This is a genomic window from Nocardia anaemiae NBRC 100462, assembly GCF_001612725.1.
Classification (GTDB): domain Bacteria; phylum Actinomycetota; class Actinomycetes; order Mycobacteriales; family Mycobacteriaceae; genus Nocardia; species Nocardia anaemiae.
The window spans coordinates 267,506-283,236 of record NZ_BDAZ01000008.1; the positions used below are offsets into that span (position 1 = coordinate 267,506).

At 65.2% G+C, this 15,731-nt stretch carries 17 protein-coding genes and 1 pseudogene; 5 read left to right on the plus strand and 13 right to left on the minus strand.

Annotated features, from left to right (window positions below; translation table 11 throughout):
• Positions 1-14: 14 nt before the first annotated feature.
• From tsaE to NA5_RS06835, 4 genes are all read right to left on the minus strand, one after another.
• Entirely contained in the window at positions 15-467 is a 453-nt protein-coding gene (gene tsaE, locus NA5_RS06820) for a tRNA (adenosine(37)-N6)-threonylcarbamoyltransferase complex ATPase subunit type 1 TsaE (protein ID WP_062983010.1), read from the minus strand.
• On the minus strand, positions 460-1,533 hold the full coding sequence (locus NA5_RS06825) for an alpha/beta fold hydrolase (RefSeq protein ID WP_062983012.1): 1,074 nt from the start codon (positions 1,531-1,533) through the stop codon (positions 460-462). Before NA5_RS06825 ends, tsaE begins: the two co-directional genes overlap by 8 nt.
• Positions 1,530-2,669, minus strand: a complete 1,140-nt coding sequence (gene alr, locus NA5_RS06830) for an alanine racemase (protein ID WP_062983014.1) — start codon at positions 2,667-2,669, stop codon at positions 1,530-1,532. The genes NA5_RS06825 and alr overlap by 4 nt, the downstream gene beginning before the upstream one ends.
• Positions 2,670-3,068: 399 nt before the next feature.
• Positions 3,069-4,601, minus strand: coding sequence for an NAD(P)H-hydrate dehydratase (locus NA5_RS06835; RefSeq protein ID WP_062983016.1), 1,533 nt, complete (start codon positions 4,599-4,601; stop codon positions 3,069-3,071).
• A 61-nt stretch (positions 4,602-4,662) separates the two neighbouring features.
• Here NA5_RS06835 and NA5_RS06840 point away from each other — a divergent pair, with 61 nt between their 5' ends.
• Together NA5_RS06840 and NA5_RS40205 are read left to right on the plus strand one after the other, a co-directional pair.
• The gene (locus tag NA5_RS06840) at positions 4,663-5,148 is read left to right on the plus strand and encodes a cupredoxin domain-containing protein (RefSeq protein WP_245672123.1); all 486 of its coding nucleotides are present in this window, start codon (positions 4,663-4,665) and stop codon (positions 5,146-5,148) included.
• 385 nt (positions 5,149-5,533) lie between these two features.
• Positions 5,534-5,656, plus strand: a pseudogene (locus tag NA5_RS40205) (amidohydrolase); the annotation flags it as partial.
• Here the strand turns inward: NA5_RS40205 and NA5_RS06845 are convergent.
• Positions 5,645-6,118, minus strand: a complete 474-nt coding sequence (locus NA5_RS06845) for a MarR family winged helix-turn-helix transcriptional regulator (RefSeq protein ID WP_062983018.1) — start codon at positions 6,116-6,118, stop codon at positions 5,645-5,647. The pseudogene NA5_RS40205 and the gene NA5_RS06845 sit on opposite strands and share 12 nt — an antisense overlap.
• Before the next feature lie 139 nt (positions 6,119-6,257).
• Between NA5_RS06845 and NA5_RS06850 the strand changes: the two genes are divergently transcribed.
• Entirely contained in the window at positions 6,258-7,454 is a 1,197-nt protein-coding gene (locus tag NA5_RS06850) for an MFS transporter (protein ID WP_062983020.1), read from the plus strand.
• A 268-nt stretch (positions 7,455-7,722) separates the two neighbouring features.
• Here NA5_RS06850 and glmS read toward each other — a convergent pair whose 3' ends face one another.
• Positions 7,723-9,603 (minus strand): glutamine--fructose-6-phosphate transaminase (isomerizing), encoded by a 1,881-nt coding sequence (gene glmS, locus NA5_RS06855; RefSeq protein WP_062983022.1) that lies wholly within the window; start codon positions 9,601-9,603, stop codon positions 7,723-7,725.
• Positions 9,604-9,639: 36 nt separating this feature from the next.
• Here glmS and NA5_RS06860 point away from each other — a divergent pair, with 36 nt between their 5' ends.
• Positions 9,640-10,497 (plus strand): dienelactone hydrolase family protein, encoded by an 858-nt coding sequence (locus tag NA5_RS06860; RefSeq protein ID WP_062983025.1) that lies wholly within the window; start codon positions 9,640-9,642, stop codon positions 10,495-10,497.
• Here the strand turns inward: NA5_RS06860 and NA5_RS06865 are convergent, their stop codons facing one another.
• Complete coding sequence (locus tag NA5_RS06865; protein WP_062983027.1) at positions 10,498-11,049, minus strand: TetR/AcrR family transcriptional regulator; 552 nt, start codon at positions 11,047-11,049, stop codon at positions 10,498-10,500. It lies immediately after the preceding gene.
• A gap of 26 nt (positions 11,050-11,075) precedes the next feature.
• Positions 11,076-11,525, minus strand: coding sequence for a DUF6640 family protein (locus NA5_RS06870; protein WP_062983029.1), 450 nt, complete (start codon positions 11,523-11,525; stop codon positions 11,076-11,078).
• A gap of 343 nt (positions 11,526-11,868) precedes the next feature.
• Here NA5_RS06870 and NA5_RS06875 point away from each other — a divergent pair, with 343 nt between their 5' ends.
• Entirely contained in the window at positions 11,869-12,114 is a 246-nt protein-coding gene (locus tag NA5_RS06875; protein WP_157110265.1) for a hypothetical protein, read from the plus strand.
• A gap of 240 nt (positions 12,115-12,354) precedes the next feature.
• Here the strand turns inward: NA5_RS06875 and NA5_RS06880 are convergent, their stop codons facing one another.
• From NA5_RS06880 to NA5_RS06900, 5 genes are all read right to left on the minus strand, one after another.
• On the minus strand, positions 12,355-12,741 hold the full coding sequence (locus tag NA5_RS06880; RefSeq protein ID WP_157110266.1) for a hypothetical protein: 387 nt from the start codon (positions 12,739-12,741) through the stop codon (positions 12,355-12,357).
• 28 nt (positions 12,742-12,769) lie between these two features.
• On the minus strand, positions 12,770-14,344 hold the full coding sequence (locus tag NA5_RS41610) for a hypothetical protein (protein WP_062983035.1): 1,575 nt from the start codon (positions 14,342-14,344) through the stop codon (positions 12,770-12,772).
• A 44-nt stretch (positions 14,345-14,388) separates the two neighbouring features.
• Positions 14,389-14,700: a hypothetical protein gene (locus tag NA5_RS06890; RefSeq protein ID WP_062983037.1), complete on the minus strand. Its 312-nt coding sequence runs from the start codon at positions 14,698-14,700 to the stop codon at positions 14,389-14,391.
• A gap of 345 nt (positions 14,701-15,045) precedes the next feature.
• Positions 15,046-15,354 carry a DUF6802 family protein gene (locus NA5_RS06895; RefSeq protein WP_062983039.1) on the minus strand — a complete coding sequence of 103 codons (309 nt, stop codon included), beginning with the start codon at positions 15,352-15,354 and terminating at the stop codon, positions 15,046-15,048.
• A 114-nt stretch (positions 15,355-15,468) separates the two neighbouring features.
• Positions 15,469-15,666: a PspC domain-containing protein gene (locus NA5_RS06900; RefSeq protein WP_062983042.1), complete on the minus strand. Its 198-nt coding sequence runs from the start codon at positions 15,664-15,666 to the stop codon at positions 15,469-15,471.
• Between the last annotated feature and the right edge of the window lie 65 nt (positions 15,667-15,731).

Here is a 15,731-nt window from a genome sequence, read left to right on the forward strand (position 1 = left end):
CGCCATCTCGCGAGCTAACCGACCCATTCCCAGATCGCGGTGCGGACTTCGGAATTCGGTTCGCGGGAGAGCAGCACGTACAGGTGCCGCTCGGCGAGGTGTTCCACGACACCCTTGCCCCACTCGACCACCACGACCGCCTGGTGCAGATCGGTGTCGAGATCGAGGGCGTCCAATTCGTCCAGATCGCCGCCGAGTCGGTAGGCGTCCACATGCACCAGCGGCACCGGCGCGGCGCCCTGGCGCTGTCCGGCCCGGTGCTGGCGGGCGATGATGAAGGTCGGTGAGCTGACCCGGCCCTGCACACCGAGGCCCTCGGCGATGCCGCGAGTCAATGCGGTTTTGCCCGCGCCGAGCGGCCCGTCGAGCACCACCAGATCGCCCGCGCCCAGTCCGGCGGCGAGTTCGCGACCGAAGGCCTCGGTGTCGGCGACCGTGGGCAGAATCCGTTGCTGCCGTTCAGCCACCGGCGATCTCCGCGTTCGATGGGATGTCCTCGATGACGCCCGCACGCATGAGCAGCCGGTCGAGTGCGGCGTTGACGATATCCGGGAATTGCATATGCGCCATATGCGCCGCGTCATCGAGTCGGACGAGTTCACTATCGGGCAGTTCACGTGCCAGCGCCCGCGAATTGCGGAACGGGATGACGACATCGTGTGCGCCGCCGAGCACCAGCACCGGCAGGCCCGCGAGTGTCGGCAGCGCGGCCGATTCGTCGTGCAGTTCGATGGCCTTCAGGAACTTCACGATCGTTTCCACGGGTGTGCGGTCGATCATGAGCGTGCTGAAGCGGGACAGAGTCGGGCTCACGTGCCCGTGAAACGAGCTGACGTGCAGTATCGGCGCGATCACATGCCGGACGGTGCTGCGCCCGGCCTGCACCAACGCGGGCGCGGTGTACACGGCCAAGCGGAAACCGTCGACAGCCGGGTTACGCAACAGTTGCGTGATACCCGCCGAGGTGACCTCGGCGGCGGCGGTCGAAAGCAGACCGACCCCGATCACCCGCGCCGCGAACAACTCCGGGAACTGCGCGGCCGCGGCCAGCACGGCCATGCCGCCGAGCGAATGACCGACCAGCGCCACCGAACCGGTCGGGGCGGTCGCCTCGATGACGGCGACCAGATCGCGACCGAGTTGGGCGACGGTGCAACTGTCGGTGGTCGGGGTACCCGAGCGGCCGTGGCCGCGCAGATCGAAGAAGACCAGGCGAACGCTTGTGCCCCAACGCTTTTCCAGATGACGGCGCTGGAAGTGGTAGGACTCCATGGTGTTGCAGAAACCGTGCACGAAGATCACGGTGACCGGTGCGTCGGGCGGGCCGCATTCCCGGGTGGCGAGGCGCACACCGTCTTCGGTGAGCACCGCGCCGGAGCGGTCCTCCGCGAGCAGGTCGAAGTTCTCGTCGCGGTACTCATCGGCGCTGGCGGGCCGGAGCACGCGGGCGCCGATGCGGCGCAAAGCGTGGGCCGAGGCCAGCGCGCCGACCACACCGGCGGTTGCCAGTCCGCCGCGGACGACTGTTCTCATCGGATTCCCCCTACATGGCGCCGCACCACGCGGCCGTGTGGGGAGCACACGATCTCGTAGTGGATGGTGCCGAGCAGATCGGCCCAGTCCTGGGCGCGCGGTTGGTCCGCGCCGAACAGGATCGCGGTATCACCCTCGGTGACGCCCGCGGCATTGTCGCCCAGATCGACGACGAATTGGTCCATGCAGATGCGACCGACGTTGGGGCGCAACGCGCCGCCGAGCCACACTGCGAAGCGATCGCTCAACGGACGGAACACACCGTCGGCGTATCCGGCTGGGATGAGGGCGACGGTGGTGTCGCGCGGGGCGAGCCACTGGTGGCCATAGGAGACGCCTTCACCGGCGGCGACCTGCTTGACCAAGGCAACACGGGCCTGGAAGGTCATCGCGGGGCGCAGGCCGAACTCGCCGAGTTCGGGGATCGGGGTCAGGCCGTACATCGCGATGCCGGGGCGGACCATATCGAAGGCCAGATCCGGGCGGGTGAGCGTGGCGGCCGAGTTCGCGAGGTGTACCAGTTCCGGTTCGAGGCCGTGCTCCTTTGCGGCGGCGATGGCCTCGACGAATCGGTCGCGCTGGACGTCGAGGAAGGGGTGTTCCGGCTCGTCGGCGTGTGCGAGGTGGGAGAAGATCGCGCGCAAACGCACCACCTGTTCGTCCACCAGCGTGCGCAGGGCCACCAGGACGGCCTGGTAGTCGGGCGGTGCGATGCCGTTGCGGTTGAGGCCGGTGTCGACCTTCAGCGAGACGACCGCGGTTCGTCCGGTTGCGCGCGCCGCGGCCTCGATCGCCCGCAGGACCTCCAGGGAAGAGACACCGACCTCGATATCGTGCTCGATCGCGGCGCCGAAGTCGGCATCGGAATTATTGAGCCAACACAGGATCGGGGCGGTAATTCCGGCCATGCGCAACTGGACCGCCTCGGCGACCGTGGTGACCCCGAGTTCCGCTGCCCCAGCCGCCAACGCGGCCCGCCCGACCTCGACGGCGCCGTGGTTGTAGCCGTCGGCCTTGACCACCGCCATCACCGCCGCATCCCCCGCATATTCACGCAGGACCCGCACGTTGTGGGCAATGGCATCCAGATCGATAACCGTCTCCACTTGCGCCTCCACGCTTAGTGATCCTGCCATTCGCCGCCTGACGCGCGCGAGGGCGTCGGGTTACGGGGCGGCGAGGCACGCGGGATGCGGATCGCGGGACGGAGATGGCGCGGCGCGTCATTGCCGAGACGGGAACGGCGGACACGCGATTTTCGTAGGCGGCAAGAGCCTCGATTTACAGGACAGCGCGAACGCACAAGATACGGATCGCGGGCCGAAGATAGCGAGGAGCGGGACCGCCCAGACGGGAACGGCTAAGACGTGATTTTCGTAAGCGGTGAGGTTGGCGGCGAGGGCGTCGGCTCCAGGCGCAACGGCAGGTATTTGACGGCGGGCGCAGGTAGGACGTGGGTGCCCGGACGGCGGCGGTCGAGGAGTGGAGTGCCGAGATCAGCATGTCTGGTCGAACTGGTGTCCGGGCCAGCCATGTTACTTCGCGGCAAGCGTGCGCAAGGTGCGGATTGCCGGGCGCAGGTGCTCGAGGAGAGGGGATGCGGAGGTGGGGGCGGCGGCGGGGTGGTTTTCGTGGGCGGCGAGGTTGGCGGCGAGGGCGTGGACGCGGGCGGCAGCGACAGCGGACCAGGCGGGGTCGCGGCCAGCGGCGAGGAGCGCGCCGATGATGCCGGAGAGGACGTCACCCGCACCGGCGGTGGCGGCCCAGGAACCACCTGCCTCGTTGACGAGTACAGGGCGGCCCGGGGTGGCGATCAGGGTGGCTCGGCCTTTGAGCAGGACGGTGAGTTGCCAGGATTCGGCGAGTTCGCGGACGGCGGCGACCCGGTCGTGGCCGACCTCGTGTCCGGTCAGGCGGGCGAATTCGCCTGCGTGCGGGGTCAATACGGTGGGTGCGGCGCGGCCGCGGACCAGGTCGGGATCGGCGGCGAGCAAGGTCAGGCCGTCGGCATCGACGACGACGGGAAGGTCGGTGGCGAGGATTTCGGCGAGTCGTTTGTGGGCGTCTGTGTCGGTGCCCGCGCCGGGGCCGAACACCCAGGACTGCACTCGACCGGTGGACGAGATGGTCTGGGCGGCAATGACTTCCGGGAAATGGTCGAGGACCTCGGCCGAGCCGGTTCCGGCGTAGCGGACCATGCCGGAGGTGGCCGCGACAGCGGCGCCAGTGCACAGTACGGCGGCGCCGGGATAGGTCGCGCTGCCCGCGCAGATGCCGGTGACGCCCTGGCTGTATTTGTCGTCGGCGGGCCCCGGGATCGGCCAGTGCGCACCGATCTCCGCAGGTTCCAGCGCCGCGAGGTTCGGTTCGGGTAACCGTAAACCGATGGGTACCAATTCGATTCGGCCACAATAGGGCGACGCCAAGGCATGAACCGGCTTGTAAGCGCCGAATGCGACGGTGACCTCGGCACGAACAGCGGGGCCGGTGACCGCGCCGGTGTCCGGATCAACTCCACTGGGGAGATCGGCGGCGATGATCGGAACATCCAGAGCAGCAACGATTTCCGCAGCCATTGGTCGCAGTGGGCCGTGACCGGAGATTCCGACGATGCCATCGATCACCAGATCCGGTGCAGCCGAATTGATTTCGTCCAGGATTGACGCACCGTGGCTCGATCCGGCGCCACTCGAGCCGGACGAGCTCGACCCATCCGCGCGCGACAGGTCCGATGCACTTCGGATCCGACCGCCTGCTTTGCGCAGGGCGGCAAGGCCTTTCACGTGGGCGCGTGCCGGATTCAGTAGCACCGCGGTGACGGCGACACCGCGGTGGCGCAGCATTGATCCGGCCCAGAGCACGTCACCGCCGTTATCGCCGGAGCCGACGAGCAGCAGCACCGACCTACCCGCGATGCCGCCGGTCCGCGCACGCAATTCGCTCGCGACTACCCGCGCCAATCCATAGGCCGCCCGATGCATGGGCATGCCCTCGGGGACGCGGGTGAACAGCTCGGCCTCGGCCACGCGCACTTCATCGGCGGTGTAATAGCCCCGCTGACTGGACATGAACGCTCGCCTCCACTGCGTCGATCGGGCACTGCGGCTCGGGCCGGTACGGGATACGCCCATGCGGCGACGCCATGGTGCCGCACGGGCCCGCACCGTCAGCAGACTACGCTTGGCCGTCATGCCGATGGTGCGCCGCGCGATATCCACCCGGATCGCAACCGGATTCGTTTTGGCCGCGACACTATTGCTGGCGGGCTGCGGCTCCGGCGATACGAATCCGACCGCCGCATCGAGCACGGCGAAGTCCGGTCACACGACCACCACCACCAAGTCCGGCGATTCGAAGCCCGCCGCCGTCACCGTAGACGTCACGGATATGAAGTTCTCCCCCGCCGATGTCACCGTCAAGGTCGGCGAAACCGTGACCTGGAAGTTCAAGGACTCGGTCCCGCACACCGTTCAGGGCATCGGCGATAAGGCCATGGGCATCAACAGCCCGATCTTCGACAAGGGCGAATGGAGCTACACCTTCTTCGCCCCCGGCACCTACCGCTACCTGTGCTCCCTGCACCCCCAGATGCGCGGCACAGTCACCGTCGAGTAGCCGGGCGCGAGGGCCTGCCCGCCGCTCCGGCCCGCGCCACGCCCAACGGTGCCGGGGATCCGGCTCGGATAACTCGAGCAACAAGGCATTTCCGCACGTCAGCGTCCGCCCAGCCTTCCACGGCGGGATAGTGGCGGGAAGTCGAACGGATAATGCCCGAAAGCGCAGCTCACGCAGAAACCCTGTTCGCCACGATCACGGCCCCTCCGACCGCATCGGCATCACCCGGCCACGACACTCGATACACATTCCGAGCCCAGCGCGGCAGGGTCAGATCATCACGTCGATCAACCCGCGCACCAGCCGATTCGGACAACATGTCCCCATGGCGGCACGCACATAGGTCGGTGCGCCTGACTGGCGTTGCAGTCCGTTGGCGTGAGGGTTCTCCTGGCACCAGGAAGAGGTGCCTGGCGCGATGGCCCGCCTCGGCGTTTGGTCCGGGCACGGCGAACAGCTGGATCTGCACCAGCCGACCTTCGATCCCGAACGAGGGTTATGCCTGGGGGATTCGGGCGGCGTTGGCGTTCATCGCTGCTACGGCGGCGACCAATGGAGCAAGTTCGGGGTCCGCGGCGGCTTGGCCAAGGGCGCTGGACAGGGCGGTGTCGTGGGTGGGCCGGGCGCGGGTCAGTAGTTCCATGCCAGCCGGGGTGACGTCGGTGTAGATGCCGCGGCGATCGTCGGGGCAGAGGTAGCGCTGGAGCAGGCCACGGTCTTCGAGGCGGGTGACCAGACGGGTCGTCGCGCTCTGGCTGAGCACCACGGCTTCGGCGACCTGGTTCATGCGCAGGTGACCGCCGGGTCCGTCGTGCTGGCGACTGAGCACGACGAGCAGCGAAAACTCGCGCACGCTCAGCTCATGACCGGATTGCAGGGCGCGTTCGATATGCGCCTCGATCCGATCGTGCAGCAGCGACAGTGCGTACCAACCATCGGCCAGGCCGGTCAGGGCGGCATCCGCGGTCATGGCATTCCTTCTGCATCGGGGCTCGTTCCTCCAGGATAGACGAATATCGCAATAGCCCGCGCTTGCAATTAAAGCGCGTATGCAATTATTGTTGGCGCCTGTAAAGCTCAGGCGCAACATCACGTGGAGGCTCGTGCTCATGCCGCTCGCACTACTCGCCCTGACACTTGGGGCCTTCGGAATCGGCACCACCGAATTCGTTGTCGTCGGACTGCTGCCCGACATCGCCGACACCTACACCGTGTCGATCCCCACCGCAGGTCTGCTGGTCACCGGATACGCGCTCGGCGTGCTGGTCGGCGCGCCGATCATGACCGGGCTCGGCACCCGGGTCTCCCGCAAGCGCATGCTGCTCGTCAGCCTGTTGCTGCTGATCGCGGGCAATGTATTGTCCGCGCTCGCACCGACTTTCGGTCTCATGCTGACCGGACGCATCGTCGCCTCACTCGCGCACGGCGCCTTCTTCGGCATCGGATCGGTGGTCGCCGGAAGTCTGGTCGCCCCGGATCGCAAAGCCGGAGCGATCGCCATGATGTTCACCGGACTGACCGTCGCGACCATCGTCGGCGTGCCGCTGGGCACCCTGCTCGGCCAGCAATTCGGGTGGCGGCTCACCTTCCTGCTCGTCGCGCTGGTCGGCCTTGCCGGTCTGGTCGGCGTCACGGCGCTGGTACCCGAACAGCCCGCACCCCACGATGCGCGCCTGTGTCACGAACTCGCCGTCCTCACCAACCCGCAGGTACTGCTCGCAATGGCCATGACGGTGCTCGGCTTCGGCGGTGTCTTCGCGGCGATCACCTACCTCGCACCGATGATGACCGAGGTCACCGGCTATGCGCCGAGTTCGGTCACCTGGCTGCTCGTTCTGTTCGGCATCGGCTTCTTCCTCGGCAACCTGATCGGCGGCAAATTCGCCGACCGGCATCTGATGCCGATGCTCTACACCACCCTCGGCGGCCTCGCGCTGGTGCTCGCACTATTCACGCTCACCGCACACAACAAGATCGCGGCCGCCATCACCGTCGTCCTCATCGGCGCCCTCGGGTTCGCGACCGTCCCACCGCTGCAAAAGCGCGTCCTCGACCAAGCAGGTAACGCGCCGACGCTGGCCTCAGCCCTCAATATCGGCGCATTCAACCTCGGCAACGCGATCTCCGCCTGGCTCGGCGGCATCGTCATCGCCGCAGGATACGGGTACACCTCGCCGAACTGGGTCGGCGTTGCCCTGGTCGTGAGCGCGCTGGGTCTGGCGGTCCTGTCGGGCAATCTCGAACGCCGCGGAGTCGAAACGCCAAGCGAGACAACCGAACCCCTGGTCGCGGCCGGGCGTTCCTGAAGACCTTGTCACCGGCGGCGCCACAGCACATAGCCACAGAAGCTCCAGCAACAGATCCGCCCGCAAGTTGTCGCACACCCAGTGATTACCTCGCACAAGGTAGAGCCTGTGCGAGGTAGTCACTGCCTGTGCGGCACCGCTTGGACCGGTCTCGTGCCGCGCAGATCGACGGGTCAGAGAGCGGGGCGACCAGCCTCTCGTTGGATCGCTTCCGGGGGTTAGTGGGAGTCGCTCTCTCGCTTGCGGGACGAGCGAACAAGTCCTCTCGCTATTCGACGGTGACGGACTTGGCCAGGTTGCGCGGCTTGTCGATGTCGTACCCACGAGCCTGAGCCACTTCCGCGGCGAAGATCTGCAGCGGGACGGTCGACAGCAACGGCTGGAAAAGCGTTGGCGCCGAGGGGATCTCGATCAGGTCGTCGGCGAATGGGCGTACCGTGTCATCGCCCTCCTCGGCGATCACGATGGTGCGGGCGCCGCGGGCCTGGATCTCACGGATATTGCTGAGCAGCTTCGAATGCAGCACCGCGCGCCCCTTGGGTGAGGGCATGACCACTATCACCGGCAGCCCCTCCTCGATCAGCGCGATCGGACCATGCTTCAGTTCACCCGCCGCGAATCCCTCGGCGTGCATGTACGCGAGTTCCTTGAGCTTGAGCGCACCTTCCAGCGCCACCGGATAGCCGACGTGGCGACCGAGGAAAAGCACTGTCGGCACGTGCGCCAGTTCCCTGGCGATCGCGCGCACCTGCGGCGCGGTCTCCAGCACCTGCTGCACCAGCTGCGGCATCGCCTCGAGTTCGGCGAACTCACGCGCCACCTCATCCGGATACTTGGTGCCGCGAGCCTGCGCCAAGGCCAGCCCGACCAGGTAGTTCGCCGCCACCTGCGCCAGGAATGCCTTGGTGGACGCGACACCGATCTCCGGTCCGGTCCTGGTATAGAGCACCGCATCCGACTCGCGCGGAATCTGTGCGCCATTGGTATTGCAGATGGCGAGCACGCGCGCCTTCTGCTCCTTGGCGTGCCGCACCGCCTCGAGGGTGTCGGCGGTCTCGCCCGATTGCGAGATCGCCACCACCAGCGTGGACCGGTCCAGAACCGGGTCGCGGTAACGGAATTCACTGGCCAGCTCGACCTCGACGGGCAGCCGGGTCCAGTGCTCGATCGCGTACTTGGCCAACAGTCCGGCGTGATAGGAACTGCCGCAGGCGACGACGAATACCTTGTCGAAATCGCGCAGTTCCTGATCGGCGAGGCGCTGCTCGTCCAGCACGATCCGGCCACCGGCTTCATCGTGGGTGAAGTGGCCGATCAGCGTGTCGGCGACACCGGCGGGCTGCTCCTCGATCTCCTTCAGCATGAAGAAGTCGTGCCCGCCCTTCTCCGCGGCGGCAAGATCCCAGTCGATGGTGAACGGGCGGGTCCGCACCAGTGCGTCGTTGCCCGCGAAATCGGTGACCGTGTAGCTGTCGGCGGTGATCACCACGGCTTGGTCCTGGCCGAGTTCGACGGCCTCGCGGGTGTGCTCGATGAATGCGGTGACATCGGAGGCGATGAACATCTCACCCTTGCCGACACCGACGACAAGCGGCGTCGAGCGACGCGCGGCGACAATGATGTCCGGATGGTCGGCATGGGTGAAGACCAACGTGAACGCACCCTCCAGCCGACGCAGCACGGCCAGCGCGCTCGCCGCGAAATCACCCGCGGTCGGGCCTTCGGCGTATGCCCGCGCCACCAGGTGCACGGCGACCTCGGTGTCGGTATCACTGCCCAACTCGACACCCGCGTCTTCGAGCTCCCGACGCAGCGGCGCGAAGTTCTCGATGATGCCGTTGTGCACGACGGCCACCTTGTTGGTGGTGTCGCGGTGCGGGTGGGCGTTGCGGTCGGTCGGCGCGCCGTGGGTGGCCCAGCGGGTGTGTCCCATGCCGGTGGTACCGGCGAAGTTGTCGGTCCCGATTTCGGCGAGTTCGGCCTCGAGATTGGCCAGTTTGCCCGCCTTGCGTTCCACCGCCAACACGCCCGCGCCATCCAGGATCGCGACGCCCGCCGAGTCGTATCCTCGATATTCCATGCGGCGCAACGCGTCAACGACAACGCCGAGGGCGTCCCGGTACCCGACGTACCCCACGATTCCGCACATGGCTCACCAGAGTACTTATCGGATAACGTTCACGTCGTGTCGGCGTCTGTGAAATCACTCCTGAGCACCCTGACCAGCCGGGGGCCCCACCGCGTACTGCGCGGCAATCTCGCCATCGCCGGTCAGCCCGGCGTGGTGTTCACCCCGGAGTCCGGCCTGAATCTACCCGCGGTCGCCTTCGGCCACGGCTGGCTGACCGGCGCCGCCAACTATCGCGCCACGCTCGAACACCTGGCGTCCTGGGGTTTTGTGGCCGCGGCCCCAGATACCGAGCGCGGACCGATTCCGTCACACCTCGGGCTGGCCACCGATCTACTCACCACGCTCGATATCTGCACCAGTGTCCGGCTGGGGGACGGCGCGATCAGCGTGCACCCGGAGCGGCTGGCGCTGGCCGGGCACGGCATGGGCGCAGGCGCCGCGGTGATTGCCGCCGGGCAGCGTCGCGTCGCCGCGGTTGCCGCCCTCTACCCGGCGCCGACCGCGCCGACCGCCGAGTCCATCGCACCCGATATCGACACGCCCGCGTTGGTGCTGGCGGGGGCAACCGATATCGAATCGGTCAGCTCGAATGCGATCCCGCTGGCCGCCGCGTGGGCCGGATCGGCGGTGTTGCGGGCCGTCGACGGGGCGTCACATAACGGCATTGTCGAAGGACGTCGGGCGCTGGCCGCGTTGGGTGCGGGCAAGCATGAGTCCAAGACCGCGCGGACCACACGGGCGCTGCTCACCGGATATCTGCTGCACAAACTCTTGCGCGACAAGACATATGCGGCGTTTTCCGACCCGGAGGCGGTTATCCCGCACACCACTGTTATCGATCCGGAAGCGCCGCGCGAGGAGGAGAAGCCGAAACTTTCGGTCATGCAGATCGCGCAACTGTTGCGCAAGTGATCATGGCCGGAGGCCGTCGAGGGCGAGTTCGATGAACCGCCGCCAGTCGCCGAATCCGTCGCGACTGATCGTTGCGACCGCGCCGACGATCATATAAAGGTCGGCGACGGTCGCATCGGCGCGAATGCTGCCATCGGCTCGGCCCCTGGCCAGCAGTTCCGCGCCGAGTTCGGCGAGGTCGTCGCGTACCGCACCGCGCGGTTCGGTGTCGCCGAGCACCGATTCGATGGTGCCGGACAGTGCACGCCCCTGCTCGTGCACTTCGGCGACATGACCGAGGAAACCGGCCAGCGCTTGCCTCGTATCCGGATTCGGTAGGCACGTGCGGCGTACATGCTCGAGGATTCCGGCGAACCGCTGTTCGGCGGCCGCCTCGATCAGAGCGCGGCGGGTCGGGAAATGACGATAGATGGTGCCGACCCCGACCCCGGCGGCGCGCGCCACATCGGCCATCTGCACCGCGTCACCCTGTTCGGCGAACAGTGCCGACGCGGTGGCGAGGACCTGGTCACGATTGCGGGCGGCGTCGGTGCGGAGTTTGCGGTCGGTCATCGATCTCCCTGTCTGCTGGCCGTAGGTTAGCCCCGGATCGGTACGCGAGTGCGCTCGACAACGATCGCGACCGCCAAGACAATCAGCATTACCAAGGCGATGAACAGCTGCGGATCCATGCCGATGACCTTGGTGGCATCGGCCGCATGCTCAGGGTCCTGGGCTGCGGTGCCGGGGAACAGCAGCGCGCCGAACATGGCCAGCCAGGTGACCGATCCGAGTCCGGCGGCCAGGAAGAACTGGGCGCGGAGGTTCCCTGTTCGCTGCCATAGGACCACCAGTCCGATCGCGCCGATGAGCGTGCCCATGCCGATGTATTGGGCGTCGTGGAATTTGGCATGTGGGGGCCAAGCGGGGTTGTGCAGGTGGAGGTCGGCGATGTCGGGGATGACCAGGTCGGCGAGCAGGGGGCCGACGAGGGTGTTGAGCAGGACGGCGCCGACGAGGATTCGCGGGAGGGTCCAGTGGGTGGTCATGGCGTCCTATCGGTCAAATGATGAACCGGAATCCTATTCCGATTCGACGGTAGGGCTATGAGGTGCGGACTGTCAACGGGCCGTTGGCATTCCGGGTAACCGACTGGATTGCGTACCGGCGGGAACTCGGGTGTCGGGCGCTCGCACAGCGGTCAACTGCTCGGCACGGTCGATTCAGCTGAATAGGGGTCCGGCACTGTTCGATGTAACCGGCGGCCAGGAGCACCAGGGTATTCGGACAACAGTGTCTATCCGGTGATGGAGTCGCATTACAAGATCGTCGAAATTTCCAGCCCCTGTTCCGCTGCGCAATTGCGCCGTATCCGAACCGGTTCCGGGCTCGGTGAGGCCCGAAGCAGCCGAGTGCGGCTCCTGCGGTCAGGCGCGGCAGACTGTGCGCGAACGCATTACCGGAGAAGACGCGATCAACCGCTACGTCACCAGAGCCCACGAGCTGACTCCACTGATCACGCAGATATCGAACGACAAGCAAGCCGCAGCCGACGGAGTTCGCAACGTAGCCAACGGAATTCCGGAAGCCAACCACCATTCCTGGACTGCCGCCCCGCGAGCGACCAACGCCTCCTGAATCGCCCGTCGACGGCTCCGCCGTTTCTACACCGGCCCCGCCAACAAACTCAGCGCTCCCGTCACCACCGTCCAATGCACGACATAACCAACGACGGCCGCTACACCGAACATCGCGCCCAACAACTAACCATCCGCCCACCACTCCCACCGACCTGACTACCCCCTTCACCACCTGGATCGACCAAATAACCCAACGCCTCCGCCAAGCCGAAGAAACCGCTGGTAGACCCCGAAGTCCTCAGATCAACCAGCTCTTGCGGCGGTAATACTCGGACTCTGGATCGTCGTCCTCGTCGATCGGTGTGACCACATCGTGGGCTTTACGAGCCGCGATCGACCGCGCGATCGCCTCTCGCTGCTCGCGGGCCTCGGCAGCGAGACGTTCCTGCTCGGCACGGGCCTCGGCCTCGCGACGTTCTCGCTCCTCCGCCTCCGCCTGTGCCTTCTCCAGTTCCTCAGCGTGTTCTTCCCAGAACTCGCGCATTTCCGCGTTCATTTGTTCGACGAATTCGCGACCCCGGTCCGCGCTGCGCTGCTCGATTTCCACGAGTTCCTCGCGCAGCATCCGAGCCTGGCGGTCGTGCTCTTCGAATATCCGCTCGATCTCTTCCGAGTAATTCGTCACCCCGCACCTCCACTAATCGCGTCCATTACTAGAGCGGGCCCGCCTCGGCAAGTTGCGCTCCACTGTCGAACGGTTGCTCGGGTTCCGCTTCCCCAGTGCCGGTAAGCGCCGGGTCCGGCGTGTGCTCGCCGTCCTCTTCCCGCTTGGTGCCCGTACCCGTAGGCACGCCGGAGGTTGTGCCCGGACTTCCTGTGCTCTGCTCCTGCTGCGAGTTGTCAGGGGAAGTGCCCTCAGGCTCTTCGCCTTCCGTCTCGACCTCGCGGTCGGAGATGACCGGTGCACCGTTCTCGTCCAGCTTCATGCTGTACTCGTGCGACTTTCCGTCGGCATCGGTCGAGACCAGTTTCAACTCTCCGTCCTGGCCCATTTCGAACTTCAAATGCTTTCCGGCCAAATCGAACTCGGCGCTCGATTTACTGTCGTCATCCGGCTTGCCGTCGCCATCCTTGTCTTCAGTGCCCGTCGGATTGAGAGTCTTTTCGATCTCCTTCACCGCATTATCGATCCCGTCCTTGATCGAAGTGCCCAGCGAGGTGAGTCCTTGACCCACGGTTTGACCGAGCGAAGTCAGTTGCGATGCCGCAGAAGTGAGGGATGACAGCCCGGACAGCAGATTGCTCGCCGTGGTGGTAGCGGAGGGTGTCGTCGTGGTTGTGGTCGTCGGTGTCGAAGTAGTCGTGCTCGGCGTCGTGGTCGTACCGGGAGTCGACGAAGTCGTGGTGCCGCTGGTGGTGGTGTTAGTGGGATTGTTGTTATTGTTATTAGTCGTGGTTGGGCTGGTTCCTTGCGGGCGCGGATAAGGGTTGCTACCCAGATCCGCCATGGCCTTGACCAACAATGGATACGCCTCTTTGATTGCCGTATCCGTCGAGTTGCACTTGTCCACGAAGTTGGTCAGCGTGTCCTCGAATTTCTTCTTGAAAACATCATCGAGCCACTTGCGGCTGACCTTCTTCGTAGATTCTCGATCGAAAGCCAACTTACCGCCCGCTGCTACGCCACCCACACCGAAAGTAAGACCGCCAAGGGCGGAAGTGATTCCCACATCCTCCCACGAAAAGTCCGACCAGCCGGTATTGGCACCTTTGATTATCTCGTCGATATCCGAGGGAGACTTGCCATCGACCTTTACTTCACCAGAGCTACTTGCCAGTTCATGGACGTGATCGGCCTTCGATTGAACCGCCGACCGCAGTTTGGGCACCACGGTAGTAATCGCATCGAGCGCAGCCCTGGCCTTGCGGCGATCCTCCTTGGCCATTGCGAGTTGCTGTCCGAACATATACTTCGCAGCTCCAGCCGCCTGCCCGGTCCATATCGTTTCCAGCTTCTGCGACAATGCGTACTGCGTATCCCACTGGGTATCAGCCTCGTTGAGCGATGAGCGAAGAGCCGTAGCGGTATTGGCCAACTTTTCCAGGTTCATGCCACGCTGTTCGTCATACCTGGCGTAGATTTGATTCAACGTCATACTCGGGTCGTGCCCGAACGCTTTCTTGTACCGCTCGATCAACTGAGCAAAGAATTGGAGACCCGACGATCCGGTGTCGAGAATTGCATCGACGTTCTTACCGGTCATATCAGGTGATGTCGTATCCGCCATGCTAAGACTCCTCGCTCGTCGAACCCGTCATCTCCGGCATTTGGCTAAGCATTTTTGGTCTTTTCCGCATTCTCTTTATCGGTATCGGAATAGACAATGCTGGCCGCACCGACCGTGTCCCCGATGGCCGCACCCGCGGAGCCCCAGGCCTTCAGCCATTTCACCACATTTTCCAGACCGGAATAGATCGCTTTTCCTTGAGGCCCGTAGTTACGACCGGCATCCCCCTCGCCGAACATATTGTCGGATACCCGCTTGGCACTGTTCGTCACAACGGCCGCCGACAGCTGCAGGTCACTGCCGAACTGACCGAGTTCCCCGGTCTTGACGCCCAACATCTGGCTCGAATCGGTCATCGGTAAGGCCCCTCCAGTCCTGTTGTCCGATCGTCCGGCGGCGATGCAGCTCGCGCCGAGTACTTGCCCTACTTCCTTCGACGCGTACAGGCGGGATTCGGTTCCATCGGATCGATCGGCCCAGGTCGTATGAGCAGAAATCTACTGGGTGGGTCTATCGGCTACAACCAACCGTCGACGCGTCGCATAAGGTCCGATGGACTCGAGTACGGCCGACTTGTTCCGCAGGTTCCAATGATCCGCACGTCAGCCGCGCGGATCATTGCAGCCTGCGGCCGGGTGTACCCACGAAGGGTCTGGGTTGTGGGGGCCGTTGTCGGACAGTGTAATTGGATCTCGGGCGGCCTAGTGCCCGATCTTTCCCTGATCGGTCCGCACCCACTCGGATGTCCCGTCCGGATGCCGATGGAACTCCCATGCGGAGTAATCGCCGTCCTTCTCGACGACGGTGACCTGGTCGGCGATGCCGTCGTGGTCCCAGTCGGTCCACACCTGCATGGCCTCTGGGCCGGTGGTGGTGACGGTGTCGAGGGTGCCGTCGCCGTCGATGTCCTGGGAGGGGTGGTGCAGTTCGACTTCACCGAGACCGTCCAGGGCGGAGGATGCGTCGATGCCGGGTAGATCCATGCCCGGGAATTCACCTGAGGTGATCATGACTCCTCCTGGTCGGGACTCGCGTGGGTGACACGGCGGTCGATCGGTGGGTACCGGTCCATAGTGTCATCCGCGAGTCCCGTACGCAGCTCCGAGCCCCCTATTTATCGGGGATCACTTTTTCGGAATGATCAGCCACAGAACGAGATACACGACGAACTGCGGCCCCGGGAGCAGGCAGGACAGGACGAAGAGCAACCGGACGACGTTGGCGTTCCAGCCGAAGTATTCGGCGATGCCGCCGCAGACACCAGCGATCCACTTGTCGTTGTCGGAGCGGGTGAGTCGGCGGGTAGGCGCGGGGGCGGTCATTGTGGTCCCTCTCTGGTGATGTTCGGTACGACATCAACTCTGCCCGGGAAAACATCGCCTCACAT